Raw genomic sequence first — 13582 nt, 5'->3', positions numbered from 1 at the left:
ATTTTTTTGAAAAAAAGTCAAGTATTTTACTTTTTAAGCTTCCATTTCTAAAGGAGAGTGGTATACTTAGACCGAGCAAATGAGGCAAAAATAAGATATATGAATGGCATTAATCTACACCAAATAGACCAAACTGGCTTTATTGTAAGTCGAACGAAAGATGGCCTTTTCACACATACCGCCATTATTGTTGGCAAAGACGACCGAGGAACCGTTTGGTTAATTGAAAACGACAATCCTTCAGGCGTTCGATGGACCACTCTTGACACCTTCGCATCTAAGCAGCAAATCAAAATTACTCGCCCACGCCTGCGTCCCGACTTCACAGTTCAACGTGCCGTTTCTCAATTAGGCAAACCATACAGCCTTTTTTCTCACAATTGCCAGCACTTTACTAGTTGGGCTGCGAACGGGAAAGCATCATCGCCTGATTTAGCAAATTGGACGTTTATTGGAATAATGATTGCGGGCAGCTTAGCTGTTTCTAACTCGAAACATTCATAATTAGAAATCGCAAACAAAATCAACCTCCATATTCAGCGAACTAAATGTTTAAATGAATTAGCCTGAAATAGACACATTATAAATTTTTAATAGGTTAAAAATAGCAAATGATTTTATCAGATAGTGAAACAGATATAGATCTACTAAATAATGAAGCCATTGCCAAAACTATTATTGATTTAATAAGCGAGAGGACGGAACAACCAGTCACGATCGGTATTCATGGAGATTGGGGAGCAGGTAAATCAAGTATTTTAGAAATGATCGATTCATATCTGAAAGAGACGCCGGATATCATATGTATTAAATTCAATGGCTGGAGATTTCAAGGGTTTGAGGATGCAAAAATTGCGTTAATCGAAGGCATAGTTTCTGATTTAATTGAAAAGCGCTCCTTGATGACGAAAGCTGGAGATCTAGTTAAGGAAATTTTTCAAAAGATTAACTGGCTAAAAATTGCTAAAAAAGCCGGTGGATTAGCCTTTTCAGCTTACACAGGACTCCCCACCTTTGAACAAATAAATTCTATTAAACAAGGAATTCAAAATTTAATAGATAACCCGCAAAATACAACACTGAAACTAGCCAGCAATGAACTAAGTAAAATTGAGCTATTGTCGAAGGCTGAAGGTAAAAATTTAATTAAAGAATATTCAGAATTTCAGAAAAAATTCGATGAACTTTTGGATAAAGCTGAAGTTAAACAACTTGTTGTTCTCATTGATGATTTAGACCGTTGCCTTCCTGAAACGGCAATTGAAATATTAGAAGCGATTAGACTATTTCTCTTTACTCGTAAAACTGCATTTATCGTTGCAGCTGATGAAGCAATGATCGAATACGCAGTTCGCAAACATTTCCCAGATCTGCCAGAAAGTTCAACCTCACAAACTTATGCGCGTAAATACCTCGAGAAGCTTATCCAAATCCCTTTTCGAATTCCGGCGCTTGGGGAACCTGAAACAAAAATTTACGTTAAACTATTGCTAATTGGGGCTGAAATCGGGGACAACTCAACTGAATTTAGAGCTCTGGTGAAATATGCGCGCGAAAAACTAATCAGACCTTGGATAGCTGGATCATTAGAGACTACTGAAATTCAACAAATCCTTCAAGATAAGTATCCTAAAGTTCAATCCGCTCTTTTTCTAAGTGATCAGATCGGGCCGATACTCTCAAGTGGAGCAAAAGGGAATCCAAGGCAAATTAAAAGATTTTTAAACACTTTGATTTTAAGAAACAAAACTGCAAATGCCCGTGGTTTTGCGGAAGATATTGAATTACCGATTCTGGCAAAACTTATGTTAGCTGAGAGATTCATTCCTAATTTTTTTGACCAGATTGCCAGTCTAGCAGCATCCTCAGCACAAGGAAGATGCATAGAACTACATCATCTCGAAACCCACCTCAATAACCCTTCCGACAAATCTAAACCCAAGAAAAAAAGCGTTGCGAGCTATGTGGAGGATATTGGTGCCAAGGAAAATGACTCCCAACAATTGCTTGAATGGAAAAATTCCGCTACAATTCGTGAATGGGCCAAAGTCCAACCTTTCATTGGAGAAAAAGATCTCAGACCTTATCTTTTTATTGCAAAAGACAGAAAAGACTACTTTGGCACCAATTCAGCTTTGGGTCATTTGATCACCCTTGCAGAGAAACTATTAGAATCAAAATTTATAATTCAAAGCTTCAGTTTAAAATTAAACGAATTAAATCCTAATGAAGCTTCGGAAGTCTTTGAACTCTTAATCACGAGAATTGTTGGTTCAAATAACTTCCAAACTTTACCAAAAGGTGTGGAAGGTCTTTCAATTTTAGTTAAAAACCATCCGCAACTCCAACCAGCACTGCTGGATTTTTTAGAAAACTTGCAGGTCGATAAATTAGGTCCTTGGGTATGTTCAGGTTGGTCGGAAGCAATTGTTGATCATGCACAGCTTGCTAGATTCAAGGTTTTACTTAGTCAATGGAGTAAAAACGGAAGTTCAATGCTCAAAACAACAGCCAAATCTACTTTAGCTTCATACCAAACGGGAGATTGATCGATGGGAACTTCAAGTTCAAATTCAGGAACTAATGGAAATACACCAATAATACCTTCTTGGGTTGATACCCCTTCAGATAAAAAAGAAACAGTTCCTCCAAGCAAAAAACGAGAAGAATCCTCTCCATCCCCAAAAAGACCGACGATCCCAGAAAAAGGAGATAAAAACCGTTTCCAAGGAGCGCGTAAGTTATTTTCACAATATGCGAGCAGTAACGGTTCAGACAAACGAAGCTTAAAGGGTTCGATTTCTAAATATGTTACACATAGTTTAGGTGGCTCGAAAAACGCATCCAAAAGGATGGGCATTTCAAAAACCGCAAGCGTAAATCTATTAAATTTTCTCTCTACTGCTTCCTCCCAAGGCTTTGAAAAGGCTTTAGACTCCATTGGGCTACCCAATTTAGCAGGAAAGCCGATAGATGATATTTTCATCGGTTTGATAGATCATATCTGTCCATCTGATGGAGCTGTAGATATCGGAATCACTCGAGATGCTTATATTAAAACTGTTGCCGACCTTGCATCGGCAGACGTAGGAAGCTTAAATAGTTTATCAGAAGAACAAGTCAAAACCGTCTTTGAAATTTTTGCCACATACACAATTGAAGCAAGAATTTGTAATGATATAGGAACGAAATCAATATCATTACCAACCAATGTCGATAGTATCGTCAAGGTACAAAATCAATTGCGTGATTTTATTAAAGGGGCAGTGGCAGATGCAATCAACCGGGAATTCAAAAAGGGAAAAGGCCTGACTCAAAAGAAAACGCGAAGCTTTGTAGACAAAGTCTACCGACAAGCATTTAGCATCTTAGAAGTATTAGGAAACGAAGAATGAATAGACATCTGATTGTGGGAAGATTTGGACTTAGCGATAACATTCAATTAGAAAAGGATAATGATGAAGTTATCAATTACTTAGATTTCATTATTGAAAATGGCAAACTAACCCCCTGGTTAGAAACCACATTAAGGAGGCTGAATGATCTTAAGCTACAACCATCCAATCTTGGATTCGACTTATTAATAATTGCTAGCCATGTGAATTTAGCAGACACTCACATTTCCAGAATGAAAGATTCGCAAGATTCTTGGACAAGAGAAATTAGATTAGTAATCCCAGTAAGCGATCCAATCAAGTGGAGAAGATCAGCAACGACAATTGAAAAAATGTTAAATTTCTTAACTGGCGATATATGGGTTATTAATTTTCGGAAAAGGCCGCAAGAAATTCAAGCAATATTAACTATAAAAAATAAACCAGAAAATCCGAAATTTGACAGGCTATCTTTATTTTCCGGAGGGTTAGATAGCCTAATTGGCGCGATAGATTTATTAGAACAAGGAAATAATCCTTTATTCATCAGCTACCTAGGAGACGGCTCAGTTAGTTCCCCACAGAACAAATTATTTTCATTACTAAAAAAAGAATACCCGAAAAGAAATTTTGAAAGATTCAAAATTGGCATCGAATTTCCTAAAGAGGTCATTAAAGAAAGCGCACATGAAAACACTTCCAGAGGTCGATCTTTTCATTTTATTGCAATTGCTATTTTGGCCGGGACTGCTTTTTCAGACAGATTCTTACTAAATATTCCGGAAAATGGACTCATTGCTCTCAATGTTCCATTAGATAATCTTCGGCTTGGCTCACTTAGTACTCGTACAACGCATCCCTATTATCTTTCTCTATGGAATACATTGTTATCCGAACTTCAAATAGACGGGCGACTTGAAAATCCATATTGGAAAAAAACAAAAGGTAATATGATTAAAGGATGTTCAAATATCAATTTTCTAAAAAAATCATATGTGAAATCCATGTCATGCGCAGCTCCAACTAAGCTCCGTTGGTTCGGGTTTACTACACAACATTGTGGCTACTGTCTGCCTTGCATTATTCGCAAAGCCTCACTTAACTTCGGTTTAGGAAAAGGAATCGATAAAACCAAATATTGGAAAAAAGATCTAAAACGGCTGGTCTCGGAAAATAATATAACGACAGTACAACAAATTCGATCTTTTCAGTATGCGTTAAACGTAATTAGCAAAAATCCAAAAATATCGAAATATTTAATTCACTTACCCGGACCACTCCCCGCTTTCAAAGAAGAGGACTTAAAATCATTAGAAGATGTTTATTGGAGCGGACTAAAAGAAATTGCAATCTTGTTATAATATTTTTATATAAATAACTAAATGGAAAGCGAATTTGTAGATTTCCACTGTCATCTCGATTTGTTTAAAGATTTTGAATTGATTGTAAAACAAACTGAAGAAGCGAAAGTCCATACTTTAACAGTTACTACCACTCCGAAAGCATGGTCTAAAAATCGAGATTTAACGAAGAATTTAAAATATGTTCAGGCGGCCTTAGGTCTCCATCCACAGATTATATCAGAAAGATCTCATGAAATTGAAATCTGGAATGAATTCCAGAAAGAAACACGCTTCATCGGAGAAATAGGTCTAGATAGAGGACCAATGCACCTTTCTTCAATTGAATTACAAAAAGTAATCCTCAAAAGAATTCTTATTGCCTGCGCGAAGAGTGGGGATAAAATCCTCTCGTTGCATAGCGTTCAGGCAAGCCAGTTATTATTGGAGATGCTTGAAGAATTTTTTCCTTATAGAAAGGGAAAGATTATTTTGCATTGGTTTATCGGAAACAAGAATCAAATAGAAAAGGCATTACGTTTAAATTGTTTCTTTTCTATAAATCGCCAAATGCTGAACTCAAAAAGAGGCACCCAAATTGCAGGCGTATTACCAAGCGATAGAATACTTACAGAAACGGATGGCCCATTCATTTATAGAGGAAATGCACCTTATAAGCCCTGGGATGTTGAAGATACTGTAAAAAAACTTTCCCAAATTAGAGATATTGAATTCTCCGAACTAAAAATGATTATTCGACGCAATCTAGATACTCTTTTGCAATAAATCCAATATTACCTCTTCAATGTCCGCTTTCGAGCAAGACTCGGACATTGAAAATCTCCTAAAATTAAAGAATCAGTTCTTTCCACCACAAACTTTGGGAACCTTGGCATCGCAAGTATAAATCCCCAGCAAATAGACATCGCATGTTGCAGCCGGGTCACTCAATTGTAAGGTTTTGCACGCTTGAATATTCGCCAGCGCACAGATATTTCTTTCTTTCTTTTCTTTATCGCAATCATAATAATAAAAATTACATGAATATAAAGCACACAGCAATAAAACTAAACCAAATATTTTCATCTTCAACCTATACATTCAAATTTCCTGAAATCATTATAACATCTTTTTATAATTTTTTATAAACCCATTCTGGTACAAATAGGTGAAAACATATATTTTATTTACCTGGTGCCGAATTTCAAACGTATTCTTTCCTTCTATATTTAGCTTAGTAGGAACGACCGACACATATCTACTGCAAGGAATAACTCCGGCCGCCTTTCCTTTATTAACGTATTCTTCGGCAGGAATACGTGGAAAGAATCTCCTTTTCCCTGTTCCTAACATTCTATACGGATAAGGAAAATCGTATGATGCCAAAAGGGTTATCGGCTTGCCATTCAAATTGAAAGAATATTGCTTTGTATGTTTCTCGTGTGATCCGCAGATTTCCCAGAGAAGATAATCCACTTCTTTCCCGTATGCTTTTGGATCATCATAAAACGTTAGATCTTTATTATTTTGATCGATGAGAATCGTCGACAACTGGTCATTGTCAATAAAAAAAGCTGTTGCCGAATAACTCAATCCATTCGAAAGCATTGAATCAAAATATTCAGTTTCTCCATTATTAAACAATTGATACTGACTGCTAATTCCTTGAGAGATTAAGTCATAATCTCTCAATACTGAAGAGCAACTCACAAAAGTTATAATAACAAAAGTGCCGATAGACAGTTTCATGATTTTTAATTCCAACTTAAGGGCAATCTAATCCCTCTGTATGTTGCTTTCCATCTCCCCCTTCTTCATCACCACCTCGTCCTTCATACGTGTTGCAACCTTGCCCATAAGGAACTATTAAGTAATAATCAAGTCCAGGTATCCCGGTAGAAGCCGTAAAACTAAACATAAAAGTCGGTGGAGAAATTTCCACGTCGCAATGCGGAACAGGACCATTCGAACTTCCACCACAACTAATTGACATTTCACCTTTAATGAAAAGTCGTAATTTTACATTTCCAAGCTGTTTCTGAAGATACTTAAATATTTGATGACCTTGCGTTGCCCCGTATATCGCTCCAGCCGTTCCGCCAAGAGCGGCTCCTGCTATTGCACCAAACGGTCCTCCAACGACAGCCCCCGCTAAAAATCCTGCGATTGATCCGGCAACTATTCCAAGACCAATCCCTATAACCGCCGAAGCCGCAATTGAGGCTCCCTTCTCGAAATTAGCGATCCTAGTAGAATTTACGAAGGTAGACCTCTTTAAGCCGTTTGAAATTCCTGTCCAAGAAATCTTATTTAATCCGAGATTTACAGAATTTAATCTAGTAAATTTAGCAAACGTTAATTTCTTAAGCCAACCTGTAGCACTTCCCAAAGCACTGCTAAGCCAGCTATGCCCATTAGGGTCTATACGATTGATAGGATTCCCCCCTACCAACATATATCTATTCAATCCATTTAGTCCTTTGTCGGATTGATCGTCCGCTTGAATGAATCTACCTAACAAAGAATCGTAATATCTAGATTTATAATAGTACAACCCAGTATCTCCATCTGAAATTTGCCCGGAGTATTTATATCTAAAAATATCCGGCCCTGAAGATTGCGTGTAATTAATTTCTCCGTAAGGTTTATAACTCACAGAGCTAACTCCACTTTGTCCTGGACCAGGAACTTGATTTCCATGACCATCGGTAAGCATTGTCGTAGAGCCTAAATGATCGGTCTGGTAAAAATAAGTTCCCACAGCAGGAACACCTGCATTAGAATTTCTTCCTGGAGCTATCGGTGAAACGTCTTCATTAGAAGATTGATTCGTAATCAAATACCAAGGTGCTGAATAACCGCCTTGTCTTAAAATCCAATTACAATCTTCCAATATGAATATCGAAAAAACGGAGATCAACAAAACCGGCGTGCTGAATCCCAATAGTTTCATTCGAGTTAAAATCTCGTTTCCCTTCAAAATCAAAGGATAGGAGATATATAACAAAAATAATATGAAGAAGATATAGCTAACTCTGGAATAAACGGTTGGAATTCCTGAATGAAAGTATCTTGAATACGAAAAGAAATCAGAAATTGGAGAAATAAATCGATTCTTCCAGTATTCTCCACAATCGATTCCTACCCCTGAACAAGGCTGAAGTTTATCTAATAAGCTACCATTGCCACTTAATAAATTCGAGTTCACAGAATGAATGTTAAAGCTTTCTCGAAGAGTTACATTTTCCCTAGTGATCTGTGTTAGAATTTCTCCTTGGAAACCTTTGATATATAAAGTGTGCTTAGAAGATACTCCGGGAGCTTTTACTATTTCGTATAAATCATCGAAATAGTAAGTTATCATATGTGCTTTTTCATTCTTAGCCTTAAGTCTATTTCCAGCATAATCATAAGTATAAGAAATCCGATCCCCGTCAGCTAAATTCGCCTCGATCATCCTGCCGTAACTATCGTAACGCAGAGTATCCCCATTTCGAGAAATCATATTTCCTGAATCATCATACGAATATAAAGTCTCACCAGCATTTGGGCTATAGACTCTCGTCACTGCATTTGCATGATTGGAATCCGAATAACCGAAATTGTATTCCCCTTTTTGCAAAAGGTTACCGTCGTCTCCATACACATATTTTTCCGAACCATAACTACCAAGCGCTTGAATTACTCGATTATAATTATCGTAAGAAAATTTTTGATTATTAATGGACTTATAGTTGTCATTGATTGCAGTAATATTTCCAACTCCATCATAAGCATAACTTAAATCGGAAAGAACCGAATTGTTTTCCTTTTTGGATATTAATTGAGTAGTTCTAAAATTGACGGAGTTAACAATTGTATCGGTAACAACCCCATTGCCTAAAGTTTTTCTAAATGTAGGGTTACCATCTATGAAGATCGGACCTTCATATTGAGCGACTGTAATACCGTTTTTAGTTCCATCCACATAATCCATTGTTACTTCTTTGAGATTTCCGTTGGCCGAATACTCATTATGGACCTTGGTTCCATCCGGATAGGTAAAAACAGTAGAGCGTCCTAAAGAATCATAATCGATCGCATAGAACAAAGGAAGTCCATCTATAACCTTCCTTTGTAAGACAGGCTTGCCCTGTAAATTATAAGAGAACTCGGTGGTTCCCGATTCGTCGGTTATCTTACTCAAATATCCGATAGAATTCGGTATTGAGTTATCGTCATAAGAATAACGAACCGGTAACTCACCACCACTTGGGGTTGTGCTTAAAACTCTTCCGATAGCATCGTAAGTATGACTTAGACTTTTTCCTCTTGCATCGGTTTGCTTTATTATCCTTCCTGCTTTATCGTAGATAAAGCTTAAATTCCCGGTATTTTGATCGCTTACGGAAACCCTACGACCTCCAAGGTCATAAACAAAATTTGTCGTTCTACCTAATGGATCGATAATCGAAGATGGCTGCCCATTAGGAGCATAGTTAGTTAATATCGTTTTTCCGTTCTGTGATTTGGATATAACTTGGCCTAATTCATTCTTTGTCTCAGAAATTGAATCTACTTTTCCGTCAGGATACTGAACCTCTGTTACAGTAGTCAGACCGTTATATGTAACCTTCGAAATTATATTACCCCCTAAGTCAGGTGCAATACTTCCGGTAACCCTATTATCAGGATCATCATATTGATAATTGATCCAGAATGGAGAAAGATTATTAAAATAAGGTTTAGACTTCTTAGAAACTACTCCTTTTGAGTAGTCATATACGGTATCTTCAATTAGCGTAATTCCGCTTGTTGCAGTATCAGAAATAGTTTTAATAACTTTTCCAAAAGGATCAACATATTGAATTATTCTTGTTTCTACGTTGCTTGAGGTATCCCTAATAATTTTGGTAATTGATTCGTTACTGGAAAGATCATTCAAATTATATTTTCCAGTATTCGCATATTCGTACGATTCATTCCATTCTGAGTTACCTGGGAACGTTATCGTTAATAACTTTCCAAAAACATCATAGGTTTTCTTAATACTTCCCCCGTTAGGATCGATTTTAGAAACTTCCACTCCAAGAGAGGTTTCATATTCAATTTTAGTAACATGTCCTAATGGATTTGTTTTTTGAATGGGAAACAAATTAAGAACAGGATCGTATGCAAAGGTCGTAGCAAATCCGAGCGGGTCCGTGATAGTAATTGGATTACCAAAAGTATCATAAGCGAAACTGATAGACTGCTCGGCATTGGTTCCGGCAAACTGCGTCAAAGAGTCCACTCTATCTTGAGTATAAGATACAAGTTGATCTTGCACGAGCGTATTATTGATAAGCTTCTTAGATCTGGTAACTCTTCCGATTCTCCAATTTCCTATATCGTGAGTATAAGTAATCACCCTAACCGACGAATAGTCTCCGGATGTCTCAGTTTGAGTTTTTGGAAAACCGTAAGTATCATAACTAAGTTCTTCATTTTTACTTATTTCCAAAATCCCGTTATGATAAGAGCTTTTTGAAATATTGCTATAAACCGCCAACTCTGTTCCGAATGGATTCGGGAATTGAAATCCACTGTAAACGGTTTGCTGCATTAACTTTCCGGAAGAATTATAATTACTTGAAATGATTGGAATTCCGGCTAATCTATAGTCAGCTTGGTTATATTCCGTTAATTCATAGAAGCCTGATTCAGTATCAGTCTCCTTAACGCTAGCAAAACCCAAACTCCTTATAAGTTCCCTTGAACCAATATAGATTCTTGCGTTCTTATATTCAAAATTTTCCCCCATTAAGATCCCGGAACCCAAATCTGTAGTGATGCTCTTTACAATATAAGAATTGCTTGTATCCGGTAAGTTTGGATAGTCCCCGCTTCCCACTTGTATCGCTCCGGAATGCAATTGCTTCGTCGTATATTCTGCGGTTGCAGTCTGCGACCCATTCGTTATGGAAAGGAGATCATCTTCATCGGAAAGTTTAGGATTCGCGGTTCGAGCAATCACATGTCCTTGAGTCTTATCTTGCCATAACTTAATAAGTAGAGCATCTTTCGACCCGTCCCCGTTCAAATCCTGAATGATGAACTGCCCCTGATCCGCTTTATATACTCCGTTTGTTGTTTGTTCGTTTAGTGTAAATTGTCCGAAATTGAAATTAGCATTGTACGTTAAAGCTCCACTCCCGTTCGAAAGATACGTTTCTACCGTTTGAGTCGCCTTATTGTACAATACCAGGTCCTCCAATCCGTCCGAATTTACATCAGAAAAATTGAATTGACTGACCTTAGAACCGTCTGTCGCATTTAAAGTGCTTACAACCTGGCCCGAGAATCCATTGTTCGTATTCAAAGAAACCTTAATTTGGTTTCCCACAATGGTAATGAAGTCTGGAAGCCCATCCGAATTAACATCTCCAAAAAAGCTCCTGAGTCGATCTGCGCTGGTTCCTAAATCATACTGGATTGTATTGGAGGTCTTGGAAGTAAGATTAAACGAAGTCACATCCAATCTATAACGAATTGTTCCGTTAGCACTAGCATTCAGAGCATTCAGTTGGTTCTGGAGATTTGTTTGAGTTGTAGTAATCGGACCTATCAAACTAGCATATATCACTTGTAAATCGTTTAACAGAGTATTGGAAGATGGAATTAAAGTTCCAGTTCTTGCAGCCTGCAATTGTGTAATATCGATATAGTTCGGATCAGCTTGAATGCAGGCGATATTCTCTCCTGAACTATTTGGGACTAACACTATATCATCAATAGAATATCCTAACTCAGAATTTGAGATGTAGTTGCTACATCCCTTTAAATAATAATCGATTAAAGAATAGAAATCCGAATTCGATACACTACTTGCTCCGCTAACCAAAATCGAGTTTAGCGTGTCTTCCTTAGTGTGGAATTCATTCGTAACTGTTTCCGCTTGTTCATTTGCATCCAGTAATTGATTATTGATCGCAGTATATTGAGGGTTTTGACTGTACTGCACCAAACGAACATATTCAGATTTCCCGTCAGCATCTAAATCGATGAAGTCATTTATAAAATAACTGGAAGTGCCTGTAACCTGGATTGCATTGGAAAAACTTCCTTTCTGATTTAGATATATATTAAATTTGCTTCCGTCATAATGTATAAAGTCAACTAAGTTGTCCGAATTCATATCTGCAAACCAATCGGTTTGAGCTTTGTCGGAAGTCATACGCTTCGGATTAGAACTGGAATATTCGTAAAAATAAGAATATGGTTTAAAAGTCTGCATATTTCGATTAGCGGCAGGGATGGCTACGTTTGAGAAGCTTACCGGCTCACTGAATGAATCCGACTTAGAATAAATAACACTTAATTTGCCTCCAGTTTCATAGACAAAATCGGTTCTTCCATCCCCGTCCAAATCCGCTACCTGAAAGAAAGTGTTATAATGCAGAGGAAGGACTGGGCTTAGAAAACTACCATTCGGATCTACATTTCCATTTTGAACTTTCCATGCTCTCAACCGAATAGTATTTGAAGTTTCTGATCCGACAATACTTGCAAAATCTATAATACCATTTCCGTCCAGATCCATCTGGGCCCAATAAGTAAGCCCTGATTCAATTCCGGATGCACAATATGTAGGACCTCCCCAGTTATTGTAGTCAAGACAAATAGAAGCGAGATACGCAAGGAAATTAGGATTACCTCCCCAGCACGGAGCATAAGCAGCGCATAGGCAAGCAGAAGGACCGTTATTGCAACTATCTCGATCCGGTACAGGAAAATGCATAGCATACTGAAGATAGGTTGCGAGCCTTTTCTCCGTTGCTGTTGGTTGCGTCGGCAATGGGTTTCCAAAATATAAATTGGCATATAATAAAAGCCCACTAGGAACGAATAGATTCATGGAAGCGGTAGGAGTATTTAGATTCGTATCTAGAGCCGGTTGTAACGAAAACTCGTCACTCCCATAACTAAATTCCAGATCATCGTAAGATTCAGAGCCGAAAATATTTGATTCACTTCTTTTCAAAGAGGAAAGCACAGATCGACCTGTAGTTGGTCCGTTTGAATATTCGAATTGATAATTTCTTAGGAGAGAACTGTCAGCATAGATCTCAATCGAATCCAATCTCTTACTAGTTTTCACCAAGGATCCAAATGAGTATGATGGATAAACATCAGATCGAGAATCCGAATATTCAAATTTTATATTTCTATTCTGATATTTAATTTCGTCTGGGTAATATTCGCCGTTTACAGAGTCTTCAATATAAGTTATATCATATCCATTTCCAAAAGGATCTCTGACCTGATTTAATGCCCAGCTACGAATTGAACCGTTTTTTCCTAAAGCTTCAATTCGTGAGTCGTTTGTTTTTCCGTAGCTGTATGTAATTCCGTCCTTATCAGTTGCAGTCCAAGAGCATGGACCAGTTCCGCAAACTCCACTCGGAACAAATTGAATCCAAGATTCTTTCCTACTGTGATACTTTGTCTTATTCCCTGAGATATCTACAAGCGAGCCGACTTGATCGGAAAGATAATTGTCGTTTCCGTCAAAGTTTATCCCAAAACTAGGATCTCTTGAAATAGAATAGATCCCGGCAATTTCCCATCCTACTCCCAGAATTCCGTTCTTACCTCCGGAAGCATAAGAAAGAGATAAATTCGGAATGATACCTTTCGTTCCGGGTGGAAGAACAATTTCGACGGTCGAGGTTAAAGTTCCGCTATGTGTTGCGGAAAGTTTCGGTAGAGGTTGGGGAACAAGAGAACCAGTAAGTCGTAAGAAAAAAGATTTAACAGAGAATCCACCGAAAGCGGTGATTGAAAATAACGGGAGGAAAATTAAGATCGAAGCTTTTCTAAAATGTTTATTCATACTTTTCCATTAAA

General features: G+C 37.5%; 8 protein-coding genes. 5 read left to right on the top strand and 3 right to left on the bottom strand.

The window, feature by feature from the left end; genetic code table 11:
- Positions 1 to 99 precede the first annotated feature (99 nt).
- The 5 genes from AB3N61_RS06500 (at position 100) to qatD (ending at position 5500) form a co-directional block, all read left to right on the top strand.
- The gene (locus tag AB3N61_RS06500) at positions 100 to 504 is read left to right on the top strand and encodes a lecithin retinol acyltransferase family protein (protein WP_367898804.1); all 405 of its coding nucleotides are present in this window, start codon (positions 100 to 102) and stop codon (positions 502 to 504) included.
- 107 nt (positions 505 to 611) lie between these two features.
- Positions 612 to 2549: a Qat anti-phage system ATPase QatA gene (gene qatA, locus AB3N61_RS06495; protein WP_367898803.1), complete on the top strand. Its 1938-nt coding sequence runs from the start codon at positions 612 to 614 to the stop codon at positions 2547 to 2549.
- Between the two features lie 3 nt (positions 2550 to 2552).
- On the top strand, positions 2553 to 3395 hold the full coding sequence (gene qatB / locus AB3N61_RS06490; RefSeq protein WP_367898802.1) for a Qat anti-phage system associated protein QatB: 843 nt from the start codon (positions 2553 to 2555) through the stop codon (positions 3393 to 3395).
- A complete protein-coding gene (gene qatC / locus AB3N61_RS06485) occupies positions 3392 to 4735 on the top strand; it encodes a Qat anti-phage system QueC-like protein QatC (protein ID WP_367898801.1) in 1344 nt (447 codons plus the stop codon). Before qatB ends, qatC begins: the two co-directional genes overlap by 4 nt.
- Positions 4736 to 4756: 21 nt before the next feature.
- The gene (gene qatD, locus AB3N61_RS06480) at positions 4757 to 5500 is read left to right on the top strand and encodes a Qat anti-phage system TatD family nuclease QatD (protein WP_367898800.1); all 744 of its coding nucleotides are present in this window, start codon (positions 4757 to 4759) and stop codon (positions 5498 to 5500) included.
- Positions 5501 to 5572: 72 nt separating this feature from the next.
- Here qatD and AB3N61_RS06475 read toward each other — a convergent pair whose 3' ends face one another.
- The 3 genes from AB3N61_RS06475 to AB3N61_RS06465 are packed head-to-tail and all read right to left on the bottom strand — an operon-like array spanning position 5573 to position 13568.
- Complete coding sequence (locus AB3N61_RS06475) at positions 5573 to 5815, bottom strand: hypothetical protein (RefSeq protein WP_367898799.1); 243 nt, start codon at positions 5813 to 5815, stop codon at positions 5573 to 5575.
- 18 nt (positions 5816 to 5833) lie between these two features.
- Positions 5834 to 6463, bottom strand: coding sequence for a hypothetical protein (locus AB3N61_RS06470; protein ID WP_367898798.1), 630 nt, complete (start codon positions 6461 to 6463; stop codon positions 5834 to 5836).
- 16 nt (positions 6464 to 6479) lie between these two features.
- Positions 6480 to 13568 (bottom strand): RHS repeat-associated core domain-containing protein, encoded by a 7089-nt coding sequence (locus AB3N61_RS06465; protein ID WP_367898797.1) that lies wholly within the window; start codon positions 13566 to 13568, stop codon positions 6480 to 6482.
- Between the last annotated feature and the right edge of the window lie 14 nt (positions 13569 to 13582).

It is taken from the genome of Leptospira sp. WS58.C1 (assembly GCF_040833995.1).
In the GTDB taxonomy this organism is placed as follows: Bacteria; Spirochaetota; Leptospiria; order Leptospirales; family Leptospiraceae; genus Leptospira_B; species Leptospira_B cinconiae.
The sequence above is the reverse complement of the archived record's forward strand: the minus strand, read 5'-3'. Positions and strand labels throughout refer to the sequence as shown.